Source organism: Streptomyces sp. BL1 (assembly GCF_057628045.1).
In genome coordinates, this window is record NZ_JBXYWZ010000002.1 from 6,643,449 (window position 1) to 6,664,794 (window position 21,346).

The following is a 21,346-nucleotide window of genomic DNA, read 5'->3' on the forward strand; positions in this document are numbered from 1 at the left end:
GTCACTCCCGGGCCGGCGCGGCACGCTCCCCGGCAGCCCCGGCAGGCTCTCCGGCGGGGCTCCCGGCCGGCTCGTCAGCGTGGCTCCCAGCCGGACCCGCGCCCCGGTGACCGGCAGCGGCCTCCTCGTCCGCGCTCTCCGCGCCCTCCGGGTCGTCCGCATCCTCCGCGCCCACCGGCTCCTCCGCGAAGGCCGCGTAGACGCCGGGGCGGTGCCTGCGCAGCCGTCGCGCGTACGCCATGCCGACCAGGAACGCGGCCGGAACGGTCAGCACCAGCGCGGCGTTCGTGGCGAACGGCGCCCCCGTCATCAGCCCTATCTTGCTGACGACGAGCCACAGCGCACCGGCCATCAGCACGATGGCCGCCACGGGGGCGACACGGGTACGCCAGGCGCCCTCGTGGTGCTGGACCCGCCGGAAGTACCGCACGACGGCGACGGCGGTGACCGCCTGGAGCACCAACAGGCCGACCATTCCCGGGGTGTTCACCCACAGCAGCAGCTGCCGGTACGGATCGGCCCCCGCCAGCGCGAAGCCCGTCACGACGAGCACGGCGAGGACGCTCTGGAGGATCCCCGCGACGTACGGCGACTGGTGGCGCGGGTGCACCCGGCCCACGGCGCGCGGCAGCACGCCCTCGTGGGAGAGGGCCAGGCCGTAGCGGTTGATGGCGTTGTGGAAGGCCAACTGCGAGGCGATGATGCTGGTCACGATGAAGATGTGCATCAAGTCGGCGGCCCAGCCGCCGACATACTCGGTCGTCGCGTCGAAGAACAGTCCTGCCGGGTCCGCGGCGACCGCCCGCATGACGTCCGTCCCGTACGCCTGGATGACGATCCAGACGGCGAACGCGTAGAAGAGCCCGAGGAAGGCGACCGCGATGTAGGTGGCGCGCGGGATCGTGCGGCTCGGCCTGCGGGCCTCGCGCCGGTAGATGGCCGTGGACTCGAAGCCGGTGAACGCGGCGAACGCGAACGCCAGCACCGCTCCCGTGCCCGGCACCAGGACGTTCCCCGGGGTGAACGAGTCCAGGGCGAGCCCGTCGGCGCCGCCGTCCAGCAGCACGCCGCCGGCGAGCAGCACCAGGATCCCGGTCTCGGCGACGAGCAGGATGCCGAGGACTTTCGCGCCGAAGTCGATGCTGCGGAAGCCGAGATACCAGATGACGACGACCCCGCCGAGCGCGATGGCCTGCCACGGTATGTGCACGCCCCACAGCGCCCGCACGGCGTCCTGCGTGCCGGTCGCGAGCAGTCCGTACACACCGATCTGCATGCCGTTGTACGCGAGGAGCGCCAGCAGTGCGGCGCCCAGCCCCGCGGGCCGGCCGAGGCCGCGGGCGATGTACGCGTAGAAACCGCCGCCGTTGCGCACGTGCCGGGACATGGTCGTGAAGCCGACGGCGAAGAGGGCGAGGGTCGCGCCGGCGAGCAGATAGCCGACGGGCGCGCCGATGCCGCCCATGCCGATGGCCAGCGGGGCGACGCCCGCCATGACGGTCAGCGGCGCTGCGGCGGAGACGACGAAGAAGGCGATGTCGGCGACGCCGAGCGTGCCCCGTCGCAGCCCGGAGGCGCCGGCATCCCCGTCGGGGGCGGGACTTCCCGGAGGCGCGGCGGCCGGGCTGCCGCCGGCGCCTGGGTCGTACGTCGTGGGCTCTGCGGTCATGAGGCGGTGCCCTTCTGCGGCGGGAGGGGAGCACGGGCCCGGCGCAGCGAAGGGGTGGGACTGGCTGCCGGGACCGGAACGCGTAAACCTAAAGCCTTTCGGTTTCGGCAATGTATCCCCCGCCCGTACGATCACGGAAGACCTCGAACGGGTTGGCAACGGCTCCCGGGGTCGTTGGTCACGGTGGGTCATATCGGACAACCTCCGTGCCGGGGTGGGGTGTTGGGAAGGTTTTTTCGGGGTTCGGGTGTGACGTCGGGCGGGGTGGCTCGTTGGTGTGATCGACGGATGAACGGTCGAGGAGCGGGGTGGCGGGTGATGGCCGCAGCGGTGCGGGGCGGGATGAGGCGCCCGGTGCGTCCCTGGCGTTCGTTGGCGGATCCGTTCGTGGTCGCGCCGCCCGCCGGTTGCCGTATCCGTACCCGGCTGCGGCTGTCCGCCGTCGACGAGGTGGTGCTGCAGGCAGCGGGGGAGCATCTGGGGGCGCTGGCGGGGGCGGATGTGGCGGCCCGGGTGCGGATCGGTGACGTCCCGGCGGCGCAGAACCGGCGGGCGGAGCGGAAGAAGGCCCTCACCCGCCACTCCTCCTCGCGCTGGGCCGGGAGTATCACCCGCACCTCAGAGGACCAATACCGGCTGGCCCGGCGGGCGTTGCACGACCACATCGCCTCGCTGCGCCGCGCGGTCAAAGCCATCCAGGCCCGCCTCGCCGTCCCGGCCGGAACTGCCGTGCGGCAAGGGCGGCGGATGGTGCGCGGCTATGCCGACCGGGCCGAGCGCTACGCCAAGCAGCAGCGCCTGCAGATCCTTCAGGCCCGGCTGCGCAACGCGTTGCGGGAGTGGGCCGATGGTGCGGTGCGCATCACCCGCGGCGGGCGCCACCTACTGAATACCCGCCACCACCTCTACGAGACGGCCGCGGGACCCAGGCCGCTGACGGAGGAGACCTGGCAGGCCGAATACGCTGCCTGGCGGGAGCGGTGGCAGGCGCGCCGTTGGTTTCTGACCGCCGACGGCGAGGCCGGAGCCCCCTTCGGCAACTACACCCTCAACGTCGACCCGGTCGACGGCACCGTCGCGATGGTGCTGCCCGAACCGCTGCGCGCCCGGTTCGCGAATGCCCCGCGCGGCCGCTACGTCCTGGACGCCCGGGCTCAGTTCACCCACCAGGGTCGGGAGTGGGCGGACCGGATCGCCGCGGGCGGATCGGTGCGCTACGACATCCACTACGCCCCTGAGCGCGGCAGGTGGTACATCGATGCCTCGTGGGCGACGGTGAAGGGCCCGGCGCCGACGCTGCAGGCGCTGCGGCAACACCCCGTCCTCGCCGTCGACTTGAACGCCGGCCACCTCGCCGTCTGGCGCCTCGACATTTACGGCAACCCCGCCGGCAGCCCTCACACTCTCCCGCTGGAGCTGGACGGGCTGCCCTCCTCCACCCGTGATGCCCGCCTCCGCGAAGCCGTCACCCAACTGATCGGCCTCGCCCACCTCCACGGCTGCGCGGCGATCGTGATCGAGAACCTGGACTTCGCCGACGCCCGCGCCACCGGCCGGGAGAAACTCGGCCGCGGCAGACGCGGCAAGTCCTTCCGCCGCACGGTGGCGGGCATCCCGACCGCCCGGTTCCGCGACCGCCTCACCGGCATGGCACACCACGCCGGGCTCTCGGTGATCGCGGTCGACCCCGCGTACAGCAGCAGCTGGGGTGCGCAGCACTGGCTACGCCCCCTGCAGGAGCACACCACACAGACTTCCGACACGACCGCCATCACGGGGCATCATGCCGCCGCGGTCGTGATCGGCAGGCGGGGCCTGGGATGCACGGCCCGGCGCAGGAATGACGGAGCCCGCCAAACCCCCACCGCCCCCGCGACGATACGTGCGCGGGCAGCGGTGGGGGCCGCACGACCAGAGGATCGTGCCGGGCCAACCGCCCCCACACCGCCGAGTCACCGCCCCCCGCTCCGCGCGCGGCAGGCAGCTCCGGCCAGGACCCCGCGCAGCGCTGCCGCACCACCGGGTGCGGCAGCGCGTCAGACGCAGGCCGCCCGGCCCGGAAAGCACCCGTCCGCAGGCCCCAAGACCGTTCGGGGGCCCAGCATCCCCGGCCAGCAACCCCCGCTACCCGGAATGCCAGCATTGGCCAACCCCGGCCAATCACCATAGGAACGGTGGGAGTGAACGATGGGACGGCCGCGTAAGGCCCTGCTGGACCGCGAGCGGATCGGTGCCGTCGCGCTGGAACTGGTCGACGCCACCGGAGACTTCAGCGTCCCCGCCGTCGCCCGCCGGCTCGGCGTGCAGACCGGCTCCGTCTACCACCACGTCGAGGGCCGCGCCGGCATCATCGAGCTGCTCCGCGAGCGCATCAGCGAAGGCATCGACACCGCGACGCTCGACGCGGCTCCGTGGGACACGGCGCTGGAGGGCTGGGCCCGGTCCTACCGCGCCGCGTTCGCCGCGCACCACCGTGCGATCCCGCTGCTCACCACCTCACCGGTGCGCACGCCGAAGGTGCTGTCCCAGTACGAACGGGCCGTGGAGATACTGCTCGGCGCGGGTTTCCCGAGCGGCTCCGTGATGAGTGTGCTGACCGCGGTGGAGAACGTCGTGCTCGGCTCGGCGCTCGACATGGCGGCGCCGGAGCAGATGTGGGAACTTCCCGACGAGTCGGCCACCCCGAACCTCGCGTCCGCCCTCGCCGGGACGGGGCCGGCGCGGGCGGACGCGGCGTTCGAGATGGCGCTTTCGGGGTGTATGGAGCGGTGTCGGCGGTTGCGGGAGGGCTCCGCGCGGTAGTGCCGTTGTCGGCTTGGTTGCCCCGCGCGATTGCGTGGTGGCCGCGGCCCTCGTCGGGGTTCGCGCAGTTCCCCGCGCCCCTTGTCGGGGCTTCGCCCCTCTGCGCAGTTCCCCGCGCCCCATATGTCGCGCCGTTCCCCGCGCCCCTTGAAGACCGCGCCGTTCCCCGCGCCCCCCTATGGGGTGGTCGGTTCTGCCGGGGAGCTGCCCGCGCCGCCGGCGGGTGTGAAGGTGAGTTCGTCGTCGGCCACGTCCGCCACCATCTCCGAGTGCGCGGGGAGTTCGTTGCGCAGGAGCATTCGCGACAGCCGGTTGTCGACCTCGCGCTGGATGGTGCGGCGCAGCGGACGGGCCCCGTACTCGGGCTGGTAGCCGCGGTGGGCCAGCCAGTCCACGGCGGCGTCCGTGAAGGTGAGTTCCACGTCCTGCTCGGCGAGGCGCCGCCGGGTCTCGTCCAGCAGCATGTCGGTGATCCGCCGCAGCTGTTCGTCCGTCAGCCTGCGGAAGATGACGATCTCGTCGATGCGGTTGAGGAACTCCGGCTTGAAGTGCTCCCGCAGCGGCCGCAGTACGCGCTCCCGGCGCTCCTTCTCGTCGGCCTCGTCGTCCGCGCCGCCGCCGAAGCCCAGCGACGTGCCCCGGCCGGTGATGGCCTCCGAGCCGAGGTTGCTGGTCATCACGATCACCGTGTGCGTGAAGTCGACCGTGCGGCCCTGAGCGTCCGTCAGCCGCCCGTCGTCCAGCACCTGGAGCAGCATGTTGAAGACGTCCGGGTGGGCCTTCTCCACCTCGTCGAGCAGCAGCAGCGAATACGGGGTGCGGCGCACCGTCTCCGTGAGCTGCCCCGCCTCGTCGTGTCCGACGTAGCCGGGCGGGGCGCCCACCAGGCGGGAGACGGTGTGCCGTTCCTGGAACTCGCTCATGTCGAGGCGCACCATGCGGTCGTCGCTGCCGAACAGCGACTCGGCCAGGGCGCGGGCGAGTTCGGTCTTGCCGACGCCGGTCGGCCCCAGGAAGAGGAAGCTGCCGATCGGCCGTTCCCCGCTGGACAGTCCGGCGCGCGAGCGCAGCACCGCGTCCGCGACGGCGGTGACGGCCTCGTCCTGGCCGACGACCCGTTCGCGCAGATGCTCCTCCAGGCCGAGCAGCCGCTCCCGTTCCTCCTGCGTGAGGTTGCTGACGGGGATGCCGGTCTGCCGGGACACGACGTCGGCGATGTCCGCGACGGTCACCTCCGCGGTGCGTTCCGATACCGGCAGCGGGTTCTGGCCGCCCTGCTGTTCGGTGATCTGCCGCGCCAGGTCCGCCAGCCTGTCGCGGAGCCGCTGCGCCTGTTCGTAGTCCTCGTCGGCGACGGCCTGCGCCTTGTCCCGCTCCAGCTGTTCGGCCTCGCGCTCCATGGCGCGTACGCCGGAGTCCCGTGTGGTGTTCCGCAGCCGTACGCGGGCGCCGGCCTGGTCGATCAAGTCGATGGCCTTGTCCGGCAGATAGCGCCCGGTCAGATAGCGTTCCGACATCTCGGCAGCGGCGGTCAGCGCCTCGTCGGTGTAGCGCACCTGGTGGTGCGCCTCGTACCGGTCGCGCAGCCCGCGCAGGATCTCCTCCGCCTCCGCGACGGACGGCTCCGGCACCATGATCGGCTGGAATCGGCGGGCCAGGGCCGCGTCCTTCTCGATGTACCGGCGGTGCTCCTCCATCGTGGTCGCGCCGATCACGTGGAGTTCGCCGCGGGCCAGCGCGGGCTTGAGGATGTTGCCCGCGTCCATCGAGCCGCCCTCGCTGCCGCCGCCGGCGCCGACGACTGTGTGCAACTCGTCGATGAACACGATCAGTTGGTCGGAGTGCCGCCGGATCTCCTCGACGATCGCGTTCATCCGCTCCTCGAAGTCGCCCCGGTAGCGGGTGCCGGCGACGACGCCGGTCAGATCGAGCTGGACGACGTGCCGGCCCAGCAGATTGTCCGGTACGTCGCCGTCCGCGATGCGCTGCGCGAGGCCCTCCACCACCGCGGTCTTGCCGACGCCGGCCTCGCCGATCAGTACGGGGTTGTTCTTGCCGCGGCGGGCCAGCACCTCGACGGTCTGCTCGATCTCCTCCTCCCGGCCGATCACCGGGTCGATCCGGCCCTCGCGGGCCCGCTCCGTCAAGTCCGTCCCGTACTTGTCGAGTTGGGGCGTCCGCAGCTCGCTGCCCTGGGGCGCGCCCGGCTGCTCCTGGCCCGTGCCCTGATGGGATCCCGAGCCGTTGCCCCGCTGCGTCCACGAGGACCGTCCGGCCCCCGGGTCGAAGTGCGCGGCGTCCAGGATCTGCCCGGCGGCCGAGTCCGGGTTGCCGGTCAGGGCCGTCAGCAGATGCTCGGGCCCGATGTACGGGGCGCGGTTCGCCCGCGCGCACTCGTGCGCGTCCAGCAGGGCCCGCTTCACGGCGGGGCTGATGTTCAGTGCCGAGCTCGGCTTCCCCTCCGGCGGCATCCGCCGGTCGATCTCGGCGGCCATGGCGTCCGGATCGGCGCCCGCGCCGGCGACCATGCCGCGGGTCGGCTCGGTGATGAGCGCCGTCCGCAGCAGATGCTCGGTACCCAGGTCCGGGCTGCCGTGCTGCGCCGCGTAGCTGGCGGCGCTGGACACGAGACGCCGCGCCGGTTCGCTCATCAGCCGCAGGAAGTCGAAGTAGTGCGTGTCGGGGCGGGGCTTCCCGGGGGCCTTCGCCCCGAGGAAGCGGGCGAGGAACTCCTCCAGCGGGTCCTCGCCGGAGCCCCCCGGGCCCGGCTGTCCGGTGGTCATGCGCTGCCACCTCCCTGACCGCCGGCCGGGTTCGTCCCGGCCGGCGGCTCACCTCGGTTCCTTGGCGTACGGCAGCGCCCGGGTTTCCGGAGCGTGCGACATGAAACAGAGGGGCCGGGAGAGCCGCGCGGGGCTCAGGCGTCCCGAAGCGCCGCGCGCCGCACCAGGGCGGACGCGCGGCGCTCCCGGGCCGGTGCGGCGGAGGTCAGGACAGGACGCCGAAGGTGTGCACGATGTGCCGGGCGAAGAGCGGCGCCGACTCCAGGGTCCGGTCGTACGCGGTGGCGGACTCCTCGGCCTGTACGTGCCGCAGCGCCCAGCCGAGTGCGGTCAGCTGGGTGTCCACGGGCTCCCGTTCGCCGTCCGGGAACAGCGACGGGAGGTCCACGCCGAGGGCCTCCTGGCTCTCCTGGATCATCGGGTCCTCGAGCGAGGCGGTCATGTCGTTGATCTGCTCCACGGCGAACCGGCTGCCCGGCGCGGACAGCCGGGTGATCTCGGAGAACAGCCGGGTCTCGGCCTCCGGCGGCAGATAGGGGAGGAGTCCCTCCGCCAGCCAGGCCGTGGGCCGGGTGCGGTCGAAGCCCGCGGCCTCCAGTGCGGCCGCCCAGTCGTCCCGCAGGTCGACGGCGACGGGGTGGTGGTCGCAGGAGGGCTCCGCGCCCTCTTCCTTCAGGACGCGCAGCTTGAAGTCGAGCACGGCCGGCTGGTCCAGTTCGAAGCAGCGGGTGCCGGCCGGCCACGCCAGCCGGAAGCCGCGGGTGTCCAGACCCGAGGCGAGGATCACCACCTGGGCGACGCCCTCGGCCGCGGCACCGGAGAGGAAGTCGTCGAAGACCCGGGACCGGACACCCATGTATTCCGAGGTCATCGACCATATGCCGGTCGGATCGGACTCCTCGTCCCCGGCGCCGGAGCCGTCGAGGTCCCCGGGCAGTGCGGGGAAGGGGGCGTCCGCCTGGGCCTCGGTGACGAAGCGCGCCGCGTACGGATCGTTCATCAGGGCATCGGGCCGGCCCGACTCGATCGCTCTGCCCGCGGCGACCGCCAGAGCCGTCACTCCCACTCCGGTCACGATGTCCCACTGCTGGTCCGTCACGGGCACCTCCGTGCTGTTGGTGCGGTCAGGGAAAGGGGCGCGGCGCCGGAAAACCGGAACGCCGCGCTCCTGTGCCGCACGCTACAAGGTGGTATCCCAAGGCAACTAGTTTCCCGGTGAGTCAAGCCTCAGTGATGACGCGATCTTTACCGCCGATTTGCGGAACCGGCCATCCGCGAACGGGAGTTGCCGCGACCGGCGAACGCCCCCGCGAGCCTCCGACGTGGCACGGACCCGCGCCGGCCCGCGGGGATCTCGTACGGATGAGGCGGACGTTTCACCAGAGTTGGGGGAAGAGCGCCGGAAGTCGCCCTTGTCGGGTATCTGGGCCGGTGACACGCTACGCCCCCGCTCGGTGGGCATGGGGACCCACCGGTTCTCCACACCTCAGGGGGAGAGTCACATGCGCATGATCTACCACGACAGGGGCCCCTCACCACTCGATGTCCAGAAGCCCGAAGGGGACCTGACCCGCGACGGCACCGCCGGCAAGTGGGGTGCCTTCAGCATCGAGACGTTCGCGAGTGCGAGTTCACTGCGCTATACGCACGAGGACGCCACCGGCTGGCTCGCCTACCTGGTGCAGTTCGACGACCGGAACTTCTGGTTCGCCGACTCCGGCGTCGCCGTGTGGGCGTACGAGGAGACGTACGACAACTGGCAGGGACGCTACGGCATGGACGCCGTCATGGCGGCCTACCACTCGGGCCACGGCACCATGCTGAACGACGGCACCTTCGTCGCCCCCATGGGTGCCAGCTGGGACAACCGCACCGAAGCGCGGTCGACCACCATGCGGCTGGGCAACGAGAAGGTCAACTACGTCTTCTTCTCGACCTGTCTGTCCTGCCGGGTCCTCGCGGGGCACACCCCCACGCGCACCTGGGGCGGGTCGAACCTCGGCTTCCGGATGCTGTTCGGCTTCGAGACCGTCAGCATCGACGACCCGAACTACGGCAAGTTCTTCTGGGAGGAGTGGCGGAAGAACAAGACCTTCAGCACCGCCTGGCTGGACGCCAGTTGGCGCATCTACACCAAGCAGGCCCCGTCCGTCGCCGCCTGCGGCGCCACCCGCGACGAGGCCGTGAACCGGCTCAACACCGAGCGGCTGATGTCCGCCGACCACGTGCCGGACGACTGGTACGCGTGGCGCTGGTACAACGCCGCCGCCGACATGGACCGCGCACCGTCCATGCGCGTACCCGACCGCCCCTCCGTCGTGCAGCTCCTGCCCCGTACGCCCAGTGAGGAAATGGCGAAGCTGGGCGAGACGGCCGGGATCGGCGAGCGCGCGCTGTCCGAGGTACGCGTCGACGCGCTCGGCGTCGTCAGCGCCGAACACGACGACCGGCACATCGCCACAGGGCCGCAGGCGAACCGCCATCTGAAGCTCGCCGACGCCAACCACGGCAACACCGAGCCGATCAGCAACGACCGCGCGGTCGAGATCGCCCGCGACTTCGCCGGCCGGCAGCATGACGGCGACATGGTGCTGGAAAGCGTCCACGAGCTCATGCAGTGCTGTGGCGCCAAGGACGGCGAGGCCGAGCAGCCGCAGAGCCTGGAAACCCTGGTGACGTTCCGTCAGACCTTCGACGGTCTGCCGGTCATCACCCCGGGACGCGGCGAGATCCGGGTGTCCGTCGACAACGACGGCACCGTCGTCTCCGCCAACATCTCCACCCGCGAGGCCGTGCGCACCAGCAACGACATGCGGTCGAACGTTTCCGAGCCGGGTGGCGCGGGCGAGCCGCCGGCGACCCCGCCGATGACCCCGCCCGCCGAGGCGCTCACCGCCGCACAGCAGCGGGTGGTGGCCGAACTCGACATCCGCACCAACTCCGACGGCATCCGCGGCGAGGTCCGTGACGTGCCCGACAGCATGGAGGTCGGCTACGAGATCGAGGGCAACGAGGCCTACCTCGTGGCCCGCAAGCTCATCGACGTCGTCGACGCCGACGGCTACGTGGCCCGGCAGTGGGTCACCGCGCCGCTGGCACGGTAACCACCGGCACCGGTGAACACCGGAACCGGTACGCACCGGAACCGGTGAGCACCGGCGAGCACCCTCCGGGCCCGGCCCTGTCCGCACCGCGGCAGGACCGGGCCCGGAGGCCCGACAGGGGCGGCACGGCCCGCTACCCGCTCACATCCCGCACCCGCAGATCCGCCTGCGACTCCGGGCGCACCAACAGCCGCGCACAGCCGTCCCCGACGGCGACCACCGGAGGCCGGCCGACCTGGTTGTAGCCGGACGCCATCGACACCTGGTACGCGCCCGCGACCGGCACCGCCAGCAGATCACCCGGCCGTACGTCGCCCGGCAGCGGCACGTCCTCGGCCAGCACGTCGCCCGCCTCGCAGTGCCGGCCGACCACCGTCACCCGCTCCCGCCGCGCGGCCGTCTCCCGCCCCACCAGGCGCGGTTCGTACCGCACCCCGTACAGCGCGGGACGCGGATTGTCGCTCATGCCGCCGTCCACGGCGACGAACACCGAACCGCCGCTCCGCTTCACCGACAGCACCCGGTACAGCACCACTCCGGCGGGACCCGTGAGGGCCCGGCCCGGCTCGATCACCAGGCGCGGTACGGGCATCCCGTTCGCCGCGCAGCTCTCGACGAGTTCGGCCCGCACCTTCGCGGCCAGTGCCGTCACATCCAGCGCCGGATCGCCCACGCGGTACGCGATGCCGTGCCCGCCGCCGATGTCCAGCTGCGGCAGCGTGACACCGTGCGTCTCCCGTATCCGCGCCCGCAGCCCCACCAGCCGCCGCACGGCCCGCAGATACGGCTGCGCGGAGGTGATCTGGGACCCCAAGTGGCAGTGCAGCCCGGCCAGTTCGAGACGGGATTGGTCCAGGATGCGGGCGACGGCGTGCTGCGCCGAGCCGTCCGCCACCGACAGGCCGAACTTCTGCCCGTCGACGCCCGTACGCACCTTCTCGTGCCCGCCCGCCGCGATCCCCGGCACCACCCGCAGCAGCACCTTCTGCCGCTGCCCCGGCGGGGTGCCCGCGGCGATCCTGGCGATCTCCGAGGTGCTGTCGATGACGATCCGGCCCACCCCGTGCCTTATGGCGGCGCGCAGATCCTCCGGGCTCTTGGCGTTGCCGTGCAGCAGCACCCGGTCCATCGGGAACCCCGCGGCGGTCGCCGTCTCCAGTTCACCGGCCGAGCACACGTCGAGCCCCAGCCCCTCCTCCGCGACCCAGCGCGCGACGGCCCGGCACAGGAACGCCTTGGCCGCGTACAGCACTTCCGCCTCGGGAAAGGCGTGCCGGTAGGTGCGGCACCTGCCGCGCACCTCGTCCTCGTCGAGGAGATAGCAGGGCGTGCCGAAGCGCCCGGCGAGCTCGGTCAGCGCCACACCGCCGACGCGCAGTCCGCCGTGTGCGGTGGCATGTCCGGTGGACGCGGGCCACAGGGGCAGTTCCGCGTCCGTGGTCCCGACTCCGGCCGTACCGAGGGGAATTGTGGTCATGACGGCCGCCCCTCAGACCGTACGCAGGCCGAGACCGGCCGCGACGGCGTCCGCCGAGCGTTCCGCCGCGGCACGCAACGCGCCCACCCCGGACGGCGACGGCGCGGTGAACCGCGGATCGACCGTCAGGCACACGTCCCCCAGCGGCGCGACCAGTGCGCGCAGCGCCGGTTCCGAGATCCGCGTCCACCGCTGCCGCGGCCCGAGTGCTGCCGTGAGCCGCTGTACGGACGTGAAGCCGACGGCGGTGCGCTCGCCCAGCGGCGTACGGAACAGGCGGACGGCGTCGCCCGCCGCGCCCGCCCGTACCGGTACGAACAGCGGCCCGGCCGGGGCGCGTTCACCGGGCTCGGGGTCTTCCTGGAGCGGGTCTGCACTCATGGTGCGGGTCCTTCCTGACGCGGTGCGCAGTTGGCTCAGCCGACGTTATGCCTGAGCAGCGCGTGGGGGACCGTCCGCTGACGTGCCGTTGACGAGTACGGGTCCCGTCTTGACGCGGCCTGTGCGGGGGCGCTCCGCGTGTGCCGATCCGCGTGTGCCGCTTCGTGTGGTCCGGGAGAGGGCGGGTGCGGTTCCGCTGGGGTTTGCGCAGTTCCCCGCGCCCCTGTCGGGGCTCAGGGGGCCGGGGCCCGTACAAGCGCCTCGCGGTCCAGGGAGCGTTTGAGGATCTTGCCGCTCGGTCCCTTCGGGAGTGCGTCGGTGAACCGGACCACTCGGGGGATCTTGTACGCGGAGAGCCGTTCCCTGGCCCACGCGGTGACCGCCGCCGCGTCCAGTTCCGCGCCGGCCCTGACCGCCACGACGGCGGCGATCTCCTCCCCGTAGTGGCTGTCGGGGACCCCGACGACCGCGGCCTCCACGATGTCGGGGTGCTCGTACAGCACCTCCTCGACCTCCCGGGGGTACACGTTGTAACCGCCGCGGATGATCAGGTCCTTGAGCCGGTCCACGATGCGGAGGTCGCCCTCCGCGGAGAGTTCGCCGAGGTCACCCGTACGGAACCAGCCGTCCCCTGACAGCACCCCCTCCGTGGCACCGGGCCGCTGCCAGTACCCCTTCATCACCGTCGCGCCGCGCAGGAACACCTCGCCGACCGTGCCGGGCGGACACGGCGCCCCGTGCTCGTCGCGGACCCGCACCTCCAGCCGCGGTACGGCCCGCCCGGTCCAGCCGCTCACCGGGCCGCGGTCCGGATCGTTGAACGTACCGAAGCCGCAGGTCTCGGTGAGCCCGTACCCCTCCAGGAGGGAGCAGCCGAACCGCGCCTCGAAGGCGCGGGCCGTCTCTTCGGGAAGGGAGGCGCCGCCGGAGATGGCGATCCGCAGCTGTCCGAAGCCTTCGGTGTCGCTTCCGTCGCCGACCGCCGAACTGGGCGTGTGCAGCACGGCGTTCCACATGGTCGGCACGCCCGCCATGACGGTGAGCCGGTCGCGCCGCAGCATCTCCAGCAGCGCCGCCGGTTCGAAGCGGGGCAGCAGGGACAGCGAACCGCCGCCGGTGAAGGCCGCCATCATCACGACCGCCTGGCCGAACACGTGGAACAGCGGCAGCGCCGTACCCATCCGGTCGGAACTCGTCACCCTGCTGACGGAGGCGCCGATTTCGCCGCCGGCCAGCAGATTGCCGACGGTCAGCTGGGCACCCTTGGGGCGGCCCGTGGTGCCCGACGTGTAGAGGATCGCCGCCGTGTCGCCGGGATCCCGCTCGACGACCGCGGGCAGTGCGGCGTCCGCGGCGCCCTGTCCGTACGTGCTCCCGGCGTCCGCGCCCGGGTGCAGCGTCCACGCGGGGATGCCGTACCGGGTCGCCGACTCCTCGGTGGCGCCGGACAGTTCGTGCCACACGACGGCGAGCTTGCAGCCCGCGTCGCCGAGGAAATGGTCGAGCTCCGCTTCCGTCGACATGGTGTTGACCGGCACCGTGACGCAGCCGGCCGCCTGGATGCCCAGATAGGCCACCACGAACTCCGGTGTGGACGGGGCCACCAGCAGAACGCGGTCGCCCGTGGACAGGCCGGCGGAACGCAGCGCGCCCGCGTACTGCCGGGCGGAGGTGAGCAGTTGACGGTATGTCCACGGGCCGCCGGGGCCGCGCAGTGCGGGGGTATCGGGCGAGGTGTCGGCGTGGTGCCGGACCGGGTCGAGAACACTGACCATGCTGGAGCCTCTCTGCTCGGTACCTGCAACCGGCAAGGAAACACGCCCGTGGCCCGAGCGCAATATTGACGTCACTGTCACCTGTGCCGAAGGTGGTTCCGCTTGTGACCGCCGGTGCGTGGGAGGAGAGATTCAATGCGCCAGGTGGAAACCGTCCGAGGGCCCGTCGGCGCCGAGGAACTCGGCCGTACGTACATGCACGAGCACATCTTCGTGCTGAGCGCCGACATGCAGGCCAACTACCCCGAGGAGTGGGGGAGCGAGGAACAGCGCGTCGCCGACGCGGTGGGCAGACTCAAGGAACTCGCCGCGCAGGGGATCACCACCGTCGTCGACCCCACCGTCGTCGGACTCGGCCGGTGCGTTCCGCGCGTCCAGCGCGTCGCCGAGCAGGTGCCGGAGCTCAACATCGTGGCGGCGACCGGCCTGTACACCTACAACGACCTGCCGTTCTGGTTCAAGCACCGCGGCCCCGCGCTCGACGAGGTGCTCGGCGCCGAACAGCCCGAGCCCATGGTCGACTTGTTCGTCCGCGACATCGAGGAGGGCATCGGGGACACCGGCGTACGGGCCGGGCTGCTCAAGTGCGCCATCGACAGCGAGGGGCTGCGGCCCGGCGTGGAACGTGTCATGCGCGCCGTGGCGGCGGCCCACCGCCGTACCGGTACGCCCATCACCGTGCACACCCACCCGGGCACCCGCGCCGGGCTCGAAGTGCGGCGCGTCCTGTGCGAGGAGGAGGGCGTACCGCCGGGCCGGATCGTGCTCGGGCACAGCGGCGACACCACGGACGTGGACCATCTGTCGGAGCTCGCCGAGGCCGGATTCGTGCTCGGCATGGACCGGTTCGGCATCAACGTCGACACCACCTTCGAAGCGCGCGCCGACACGCTGGTGGAGATGTGCCGCCGCGGCCACGCCGGTCAGATGGTGCTCTCCCAGGACGCGTCCTGCTACAACGACTGGCTGGAACCGGGCCTCGCCGAGGCCGCGCTGCCGCAGTGGAACTACCTGCACATCCACAACGACGTGCTGCCCTACGTACGCCAACAGGGCGTCACGGAGGAGCAGATCGACGAGATGCTCGTCCACGTGCCCCGCCGCTACTTCTCCGGCGATGCCCCTGCCGCCTGAACGCCACGTCCTGCCGGACGGCCGGGCCGCGGGGGTGCGTTCCGCCCGCGGCCCGGCCGTCGGGGTTCACTTGCGGCGCAGGAACACGTCGGACTCCGCGTTCGTGTCGTCGGGGACCAGCGTCGCGTCAGGGGTGCTGAAGACGGCCGAGCGGCCACGCGTGTCCAAGGAGCCGGTCCCGGCCTGCGCTTCGGCGGGGCCGACGGGTGTCCGCTTGCCGTTGCGCAGATCCAGCAGCCGCAGCCCGTCCGCCTCGCGCAGCAGCACCTTCCTGCCGTCGCCGCTGACCGCACGGGCCGCCGCACCGGCCTCGCCGACCCGCCGGGTCTCGCCCGTACGCAGGTCCCGTACGTACGCGTTCCAGCCGGACGGTGCGTCCGCCACCAGGTTGCCGGCCGCCGAATTGAACACCGCGTAGCGGCCGTTGGCGGTCAGCTGCACGGGCGAGGACGAGGCGTCGGCGGGGGAGCCGTCGGGTGCGACGTCGACCCGTTCCACCGTGCCGGTCGTGGTGTCACGCGTGAACACCGGGGACGGGCCGCCGTCCCGCTTCACCACGCCGTACAGCACCGTTCCGCCGTCCGCGGTGAGCGAGCCGCCGGTGGGCCTGTCGTACGAGCCTTGCGCGTCCGGCGGGTTGACCAGGACGTCGGTGCCGGTGACGAGATTCCGTACGTACAGCGCGACCGGCGAGTTGGGGTGCCGGTTCGTGGCCGTGTAGGCGGCGTGCCCACCGTCGGCGCTGAGCGAGACGAGCCTGCTGATCTCCGAACCGCCGGGCGGATCGGCGGGGTTGAGCCGCTGCGTCGTACCGGTGACGCGGTCGAGCACGTACGGATTCGGGTAGCGGGCGCCCGCGCTGTATCCGAGCCGGCGGCCGTCGGCGCTCAGCGCCACCGTGTCGCCGTAGTAGCCGGCTGCGAGGGGGACCGTGCCGAGCTCGCCGGTCCGCAGGTCCTTGAGCAGCAGCGTGTGGAAGAAGTCGGCGCCCATGTTCGGCGCCTTCGACGAGAACGCCGCGTACCGTCCGTCAGCGCTGAGCGCGGCGTCCGACGACGGGCCGTCCGCCTGCGCCCCGTCCGCCGTCACACTCAGCCGTTCGACGGAGGCCCTCTTCCCCTGGCCCGGTTTGCCCTCGTCCGGCGCCGCTTGGGCGGGCGCCGCCAACAGGGCTCCGGCGCACAGTGCCGCGCACACGGGCACCACGGCCGCCCCGGTGAGCCGTCTGAGACGCACAGTCATATGTCCCCCCACAGTATTCATTTGTGCTGTTCCCCCACTCCAGGGGTGAGCCGTATCCAACGGCACCCACCGGGCGGCACGCAATCAGGCGATCTGCGTATCCGTGAGCAACCATGAGGGGGAGGAACAACACGAAGAGAGGCAGTCATGGAGATCACGGGCATCATCAGCGCGATCATCATCGGTATCGTCATCGGCCTCCTCGGCAAGCTCGTGCTGCCGGGGCGGCAGCGCATCGGCGTGATCCTGACCGTCGTCGTGGGCATCGTCGCCGCTCTGGTCGGGACCGCGATCGCCGTAGGGCTCGGTGTCGCGGACACCAGGGGCATCGACTGGATCGAGCTGTTGATCCAGGTCGTCCTCGCCGCGGTGGGCGTCGGAGCCGTCGACCGGGCCAAGAGCGGGCGCCGCTGACGCGGTTCGCGCGTCCCGGGTGCGGCTGTGTTCCGTCAGGGGCGGGTGGTGCGGCTTGCGCTGTGGTGTGCGCAGTTCCCCGCGCCCCTTATCCGCGCGGTTCCCCGCGCCCCTGAGACCGCGCCCCTGATGCCGAGCCCCTGAGGCCGCGCCCCTGATGCCGCGCCGGGACTTCCGTCCCGGCGCGGTTTCGTGTGTCAGGGCTTGTCCGCCGCGGAGCGGGGCGCGTACGGCGGCGCCACGCCCCAGCCCCAGCGCGGGACCGGTGCCCGGGCGGGCGGTTCCGCGCCCGGCCGGGAATTGGCCAGCGCCAGCCGCGTCCCCCACTCGATATACGCGGCGAAGGCCGACCGGAACTCCGGATCGTCCGGCAGCTCCGCCTCGTCCGCCGCGTCCATCAGCAGCGCGGCCCAGCGGCGGCGCTGCGGCTCCGTGATCGCCCGGCCCAGATGGCGGGTGACCATGTGCGGATAGCCGCCGTGCTCCTCCGTGTAGCGGGCAGGACCGCCGAACACCTCGCCCAGCCACACCGCGACGTGCTCCGGATGGTCGGGGGACATCTCCGCGAACAGCGGGGCGAGCAGCTCGTCCTTCCGTACGTGCAGATAGAACGCCTCCGTCAGGCGCGCCAACGCCCTTTCCCCGCCCGCCCATTCGTACAGCGTGGGCACCGAACCGCCCGTACCGCGGACGGCGGTCGGCGCGTAGTGCCGCATCTCCTCGATGTACTCGACGTACGGCCGGATCTCCGTGAAGAAGGCCCGGAACGGCTCGCTGGTGCGGAAGCCCTCCAGGTGGTCGCGGGTCGAGGTCCAGGTGATCCGCAGGGTGTGGCAGACGGGTTCCTCCTCGCAGCGCGCCAGTTCGTAGTCGACGCACTGCGGTGCCCGCTCCAGCGCGGCGGCGGCGCGGGCGTACGCCGCCTCGAACTCGGCGGTCCGGTCCCCGGGGATGCGGTAACGGATGTACTCGACAGTCATGCCGGTCTCCCTCCCCTGGCGCCCGGTACCCGGGCGCTCCGCCCCAGTCTGTCCCCGAACGTCCGGTCATGTCACGGGAGTTGAGGCGCCGACGACCGCGGGCGCGTACTCCCGTGCGCCCTTCACACGCCCAGCCGCGTCAGGTTACGGTCCTGCGCAGCCCCGACCAGGGAGGACGCACACGTGACCGAGCCGGAGCAGTCCGGGTCCGCCGCGACCACCACCTCCCCGTCTCCGGGCGGCGGCCCCTCCGGTGAACCGGCGGCGCTGCGGCGCGGCGCCATCGGCACCGGCGACCTCGTGTTCTTCGTCGTCGCCGCCGCGGCTCCGCTCACCGTGATGTCGGGCGTCGCCCCGCTGGCCATCGGCATGGCAGGGGAGGCCGCGCCGCTGGGCTATCTGGTGTCGGGCCTGCTGCTGCTCGTGTTCGCCGCCGGGTTTACCGCGATGAGCAGATACGTGCGCAACGCCGGCGCGTTCTACGCGTACGTCGGCCGCGGTCTGGGCCGTCCCGCCGGTACGGGCGCGGCCTACGTGGCGCTGTTCTCGTACAACGCCATCGAGGTGGGACTGCTCGTCGCCTTCGGCTGGTTCACCGAGTCCGGCCTCCAGGAGGTCGCCGGGGTGAGCGCCCCCTGGTGGATCTGGGCGCTGGCGGGCGTCGCGGCCATCGGTGTCCTCGGCTACCTCCAGGTGACCCTCAGTGCGAAGGTGCTCGGTGTGGCACTGGCGCTGGAAGTGCTCGTACTGCTGGTGTTCGAGGCGGGCGTGTTCGCGCACGGCGGCGGCCCGCACGGCCCCGACCTCGGCGTGCTCTCGCCCTCCCACCTGCTGAACCCGGGCGTGGGCGGCATGTTCGTCCTCGCCATCGGCGCGTTCATCGGTTTCGAGGCCACCGCGATCTACGCCGAGGAGGCCCGCCGCCCGGAACGCACCGTGCCGCGCGCCACGTGCATCGCGGTCGGATTCCTCGCGCTCTTCTACACGTTCACCGTCTGGACGGTCATCACGGCGTACGGCGCGGACCGCGCGCAGTCCGTCGCGAACGCCGGGGGCGGCGACGCCATGGTGTTCACCGCCACCGAGCGGTTCACCGGCGCCTGGGCCTCCGACGCGATGCATGTCCTGCTCATCACCAGCGCCTTCGCCGCCACCCTCGCCTTCCACAACGGCGCGGCACGCTACTTCTACGCCCTCGGGCGCGAGGGGCTGCTGCCGCGCCGCCTCGGCACGGTCACGGCCCGTACGGACTCGCCCGCGGCGGCGGTCGTCCTCCAGTCGGCCCTCGCGCTCGTGGTGGTCCTGGTGACACTGGCCGCCGGCACCGACCCGTACGCGGTGACCTTCCTGTGGACCAACGGCTCCGGCATCCTCGGCGTGATGCTGCTGCAGGCGCTCACCGCGCTCGCCGTGTACGGCTTCTTCCGCCGCGACCGGCGCGGCATGCCCCACTGGCGGGTGACGGCGGCGCCGCTCGTGGCCTGCGCCGGACTGGCGGTGCTCATCGTGCTCGTGTGCGCCAACCTCGACCTGCTGACCGCCGCCTCGCCGGGCGTCAACGCGGCGCTGGTGGCGCCCCTTCCCGTGCTGTTCGCCGTCGGCGTCCTGCGCGCGCTGCGCATCCGCCGCCGCGACCCGGCCGCCTACGCACGGCTGACGACCACCGACGCGGAACGCGCCGTATGACCCCGACGCCGCTGTCCCGGGGCGAACTCGCCGCGGCAGCACGGGTCGTGGGCCCGCGGCACATCCGGCACATCCGTGTCCTGGGTACCTGGCTGCGCGTGCCGCCTACGTACGGCGGCTGACCCCCGCCCCGGCACGGGGACCGTTCGAACCGGCAGGCACGCGCGGGGCGTTCAGCCCCGGGACGGGCACTGCGACACTGGGCCCTCCACCGCTCTCCGTCGTCCCCCTACCAGGACGGACAGGACACCCATGACCGTTTCGAAGAAGGCTCAGGACAGTGTGCCCGCGAACGAGAAGGGCACGAAGGAAGAGCACGGCACAGAGACCGCGGCGGCCGTACGGGCACCCGCGGGGGCCGCAGCGGACGCCGCCGCGAGCCTGCTGGAACGCCTCGCCGACCGGCTCGGCGGCAGGGCCTCGGTGACCTCCGTGTACGGCGAACCCGTGCACTGCGACGGCGTCACCCTCATCCCCGTGGCCCGTACGGGCTTCGGCTTCGGCGCCGGAACCGGCCGCGAGGAGTCCGCGGCCAAGACCGGCGAAGGCGGCGGGGGAGGGGGCGGCGCGGGCGCCAAGCCGCTCGGATTCATCGAAGTGAAGGACGGCAGCGCCGAGTTCAAGCCCATCCACGGCCCTTGGACCGACCTCATCGTGCCGCTGACCGGGCTGCTGCTGGGCACGGTCGTGCCGCGGCTGCTCCGCGCCCGTGGCCGGTCGGCACCGGCACAGCACGCCCACATGGGCAAGCCGGCGAAGCTCCCGAAGGCGCCGAAACCGCCGAAGGCCCACAAGCACGCGCAGCACAAACTGCCGCACGGAGTCCGGCCGTGACGGCACCGCGCATCGCCGTCTACGGCGCGTACGGCCACACGGGCCGGCTCGTCACGGCCGAACTCCTCGCCCGCGGCCGGGATGTCGTCCTCGCCGGCCGCGACGGCGCGGCCCTGGGCTCGCTCGCGGCGGAACTCGACGCGCCCGACCGGATCCGTACGCACACCGTGTCCGTCGACGACACGGCGGGGCTCCGCGAACTCACCGCGCACGCCGCCGTGTTGATCCACTGCGCGGGCCCGTTCTCCGTCACGGGCGCGCCGGTCGCCGCCGCGGCGGCCGAGTCCGGCTGCCACTACATCGACCACGCCATCGAGGCCCACCACGTCAAGCACGTCTTCGACACCCAGCAGGCGACCGCGCAGCGCACCGGGGCTGTGATGGTCCCCGGGCTGAGCTTCTACGGCGGCCTCGGCGACCTCCTCGCCTCCGCCGTCACCGACGGACTCGGCGCGCTGGAACGGATCGTCGTCGCGTACGCGGTCAGCGGCTGGCGGCTCACTCCCGGCGCCAAGAAGACCGCGGCCCAGCTGTTCGCCGAGACGGAACGGATCACCTTCACTGACGGCGCGCAGCGGGTGGAGTACCTCGAACCCACCAATGTGGTGTTCGCCTTCCCGCCGCCGCTCGGCCCGCGCACCATGATCAAGCCGTTGCCGTCCTGCGAGGCCGTCACCATTCCCCGGCACGTGCCGGCCCGGAACGTGGAACTGCTGCTGACGGCCGGTACGTTCGAGGAGGAGGGCGTCTTCGAGGCGGAGGACGCCGGACCCGCGGAGCGGGCCCGTACGGACTTCACCATCGCCGTGCAGGCCATCGCCGGCCGGTCCGGCTCCCAAGGCGGGGGCGGCGCGGGCCAGTTGACGGGCAACGATCTGTGGCGGGCCGGGGCGCTGGCCTCGGTCGAGGGCGCGGTGCGGCTCACGGACGGGCGGGGCCCGTCGAAGAGCGGCGTGCTCGCACCCGCCGAGGCGTTCGCCGCCGGCCCGTTCCTGCACACCCTGCAGGAGCTCGGCGCCTTCACCGTCACCCTTCCGCAGCCCGCACACGGCCAGGAGAGGTGAC

At 72.3% G+C, this 21,346-nt stretch carries 17 protein-coding genes; 9 read left to right on the forward strand and 8 right to left on the reverse strand.

The window, feature by feature from the left end; translation table 11 throughout:
* Position 1: 1 nt before the first annotated feature.
* Complete coding sequence (locus tag AC3AGO_RS29080; protein WP_487823219.1) at positions 2 to 1,669, reverse strand: APC family permease; 1,668 nt, start codon at positions 1,667 to 1,669, stop codon at positions 2 to 4.
* Between the two features lie 354 nt (positions 1,670 to 2,023).
* Between AC3AGO_RS29080 and AC3AGO_RS29085 the strand changes: the two genes are divergently transcribed.
* Together AC3AGO_RS29085 and AC3AGO_RS29090 are read left to right on the forward strand one after the other, a co-directional pair.
* Positions 2,024 to 3,838, forward strand: coding sequence for a hypothetical protein (locus tag AC3AGO_RS29085; protein ID WP_487823220.1), 1,815 nt, complete (start codon positions 2,024 to 2,026; stop codon positions 3,836 to 3,838).
* 18 nt (positions 3,839 to 3,856) lie between these two features.
* Entirely contained in the window at positions 3,857 to 4,471 is a 615-nt protein-coding gene (locus AC3AGO_RS29090) for a TetR/AcrR family transcriptional regulator C-terminal domain-containing protein (RefSeq protein ID WP_487823221.1), read from the forward strand.
* A gap of 176 nt (positions 4,472 to 4,647) precedes the next feature.
* Here AC3AGO_RS29090 and AC3AGO_RS29095 read toward each other — a convergent pair whose 3' ends face one another.
* Positions 4,648 to 7,254 (reverse strand): ATP-dependent Clp protease ATP-binding subunit, encoded by a 2,607-nt coding sequence (locus AC3AGO_RS29095; RefSeq protein ID WP_487823222.1) that lies wholly within the window; start codon positions 7,252 to 7,254, stop codon positions 4,648 to 4,650.
* Between the two features lie 205 nt (positions 7,255 to 7,459).
* The gene (locus AC3AGO_RS29100; RefSeq protein ID WP_487823223.1) at positions 7,460 to 8,353 is read right to left on the reverse strand and encodes a class I SAM-dependent methyltransferase; all 894 of its coding nucleotides are present in this window, start codon (positions 8,351 to 8,353) and stop codon (positions 7,460 to 7,462) included.
* A 403-nt stretch (positions 8,354 to 8,756) separates the two neighbouring features.
* Between AC3AGO_RS29100 and AC3AGO_RS29105 the strand changes: the two genes are divergently transcribed.
* Positions 8,757 to 10,358 (forward strand): DUF6345 domain-containing protein, encoded by a 1,602-nt coding sequence (locus AC3AGO_RS29105; protein ID WP_487823224.1) that lies wholly within the window; start codon positions 8,757 to 8,759, stop codon positions 10,356 to 10,358.
* A gap of 133 nt (positions 10,359 to 10,491) precedes the next feature.
* On the opposite strand, the gene lysA is transcribed toward AC3AGO_RS29105, so the two are convergent.
* The 3 genes from lysA to AC3AGO_RS29120 all read right to left on the reverse strand — a co-directional run bounded on the left by lysA (position 10,492) and on the right by AC3AGO_RS29120 (position 13,991).
* On the reverse strand, positions 10,492 to 11,835 hold the full coding sequence (gene lysA, locus AC3AGO_RS29110; protein WP_487823225.1) for a diaminopimelate decarboxylase: 1,344 nt from the start codon (positions 11,833 to 11,835) through the stop codon (positions 10,492 to 10,494).
* A 12-nt stretch (positions 11,836 to 11,847) separates the two neighbouring features.
* Entirely contained in the window at positions 11,848 to 12,216 is a 369-nt protein-coding gene (locus tag AC3AGO_RS29115; RefSeq protein WP_487823226.1) for an SAV_915 family protein, read from the reverse strand.
* A gap of 233 nt (positions 12,217 to 12,449) precedes the next feature.
* Positions 12,450 to 13,991: an AMP-binding protein gene (locus AC3AGO_RS29120; protein ID WP_487823227.1), complete on the reverse strand. Its 1,542-nt coding sequence runs from the start codon at positions 13,989 to 13,991 to the stop codon at positions 12,450 to 12,452.
* 135 nt (positions 13,992 to 14,126) lie between these two features.
* Between AC3AGO_RS29120 and AC3AGO_RS29125 the strand changes: the two genes are divergently transcribed.
* Positions 14,127 to 15,125, forward strand: coding sequence for a phosphotriesterase family protein (locus tag AC3AGO_RS29125; RefSeq protein WP_487823228.1), 999 nt, complete (start codon positions 14,127 to 14,129; stop codon positions 15,123 to 15,125).
* A gap of 66 nt (positions 15,126 to 15,191) precedes the next feature.
* On the opposite strand, the gene AC3AGO_RS29130 is transcribed toward AC3AGO_RS29125, so the two are convergent.
* Entirely contained in the window at positions 15,192 to 16,367 is a 1,176-nt protein-coding gene (locus tag AC3AGO_RS29130; RefSeq protein WP_487823229.1) for a TolB-like translocation protein, read from the reverse strand.
* Positions 16,368 to 16,514: 147 nt separating this feature from the next.
* Here AC3AGO_RS29130 and AC3AGO_RS29135 point away from each other — a divergent pair, with 147 nt between their 5' ends.
* Positions 16,515 to 16,781 carry a GlsB/YeaQ/YmgE family stress response membrane protein gene (locus tag AC3AGO_RS29135; RefSeq protein ID WP_487823230.1) on the forward strand — a complete coding sequence of 89 codons (267 nt, stop codon included), beginning with the start codon at positions 16,515 to 16,517 and terminating at the stop codon, positions 16,779 to 16,781.
* 197 nt (positions 16,782 to 16,978) lie between these two features.
* Here AC3AGO_RS29135 and AC3AGO_RS29140 read toward each other — a convergent pair whose 3' ends face one another.
* Positions 16,979 to 17,761, reverse strand: coding sequence for a globin domain-containing protein (locus tag AC3AGO_RS29140; protein WP_487823231.1), 783 nt, complete (start codon positions 17,759 to 17,761; stop codon positions 16,979 to 16,981).
* 183 nt (positions 17,762 to 17,944) lie between these two features.
* Between AC3AGO_RS29140 and AC3AGO_RS29145 the strand changes: the two genes are divergently transcribed.
* The 4 genes from AC3AGO_RS29145 (at position 17,945) to AC3AGO_RS29160 (ending at position 21,345) form a co-directional block, all read left to right on the forward strand.
* Positions 17,945 to 19,447, forward strand: coding sequence for an APC family permease (locus tag AC3AGO_RS29145; protein WP_487823232.1), 1,503 nt, complete (start codon positions 17,945 to 17,947; stop codon positions 19,445 to 19,447).
* The gene (locus tag AC3AGO_RS29150) at positions 19,444 to 19,569 is read left to right on the forward strand and encodes a hypothetical protein (protein WP_487823233.1); all 126 of its coding nucleotides are present in this window, start codon (positions 19,444 to 19,446) and stop codon (positions 19,567 to 19,569) included. The genes AC3AGO_RS29145 and AC3AGO_RS29150 overlap by 4 nt, the downstream gene beginning before the upstream one ends.
* 130 nt (positions 19,570 to 19,699) lie before the next feature.
* Complete coding sequence (locus AC3AGO_RS29155; protein WP_487823234.1) at positions 19,700 to 20,281, forward strand: spore germination protein GerW family protein; 582 nt, start codon at positions 19,700 to 19,702, stop codon at positions 20,279 to 20,281.
* Entirely contained in the window at positions 20,278 to 21,345 is a 1,068-nt protein-coding gene (locus tag AC3AGO_RS29160) for a saccharopine dehydrogenase NADP-binding domain-containing protein (RefSeq protein ID WP_487823235.1), read from the forward strand. The genes AC3AGO_RS29155 and AC3AGO_RS29160 overlap by 4 nt, the downstream gene beginning before the upstream one ends.
* The last annotated feature ends 1 nt before the right edge of the window (position 21,346 follow it).

Coding starts and splice junctions, on each gene's coding strand:
- AC3AGO_RS29080 (WP_487823219.1), bottom strand. CDS start 1,669: ATGACCGCAGAGCCCACGACGTACGACCCAGGCGCCGGCGGCAGCCCG.
- AC3AGO_RS29090 (WP_487823221.1), top strand. CDS start 3,857: ATGGGACGGCCGCGTAAGGCCCTGCTGGACCGCGAGCGGATCGGTGCC.
- AC3AGO_RS29095 (WP_487823222.1), bottom strand. CDS start 7,254: ATGACCACCGGACAGCCGGGCCCGGGGGGCTCCGGCGAGGACCCGCTG.
- AC3AGO_RS29105 (WP_487823224.1), top strand. CDS start 8,757: ATGCGCATGATCTACCACGACAGGGGCCCCTCACCACTCGATGTCCAG.
- lysA (WP_487823225.1), bottom strand. CDS start 11,835: ATGACCACAATTCCCCTCGGTACGGCCGGAGTCGGGACCACGGACGCG.
- AC3AGO_RS29115 (WP_487823226.1), bottom strand. CDS start 12,216: ATGAGTGCAGACCCGCTCCAGGAAGACCCCGAGCCCGGTGAACGCGCC.
- AC3AGO_RS29120 (WP_487823227.1), bottom strand. CDS start 13,991: ATGGTCAGTGTTCTCGACCCGGTCCGGCACCACGCCGACACCTCGCCC.
- AC3AGO_RS29125 (WP_487823228.1), top strand. CDS start 14,127: ATGCGCCAGGTGGAAACCGTCCGAGGGCCCGTCGGCGCCGAGGAACTC.
- AC3AGO_RS29130 (WP_487823229.1), bottom strand. CDS start 16,367: ATGACTGTGCGTCTCAGACGGCTCACCGGGGCGGCCGTGGTGCCCGTG.
- AC3AGO_RS29135 (WP_487823230.1), top strand. CDS start 16,515: ATGGAGATCACGGGCATCATCAGCGCGATCATCATCGGTATCGTCATC.
- AC3AGO_RS29140 (WP_487823231.1), bottom strand. CDS start 17,761: ATGACTGTCGAGTACATCCGTTACCGCATCCCCGGGGACCGGACCGCC.
- AC3AGO_RS29150 (WP_487823233.1), top strand. CDS start 19,444: ATGACCCCGACGCCGCTGTCCCGGGGCGAACTCGCCGCGGCAGCACGG.
- AC3AGO_RS29155 (WP_487823234.1), top strand. CDS start 19,700: ATGACCGTTTCGAAGAAGGCTCAGGACAGTGTGCCCGCGAACGAGAAG.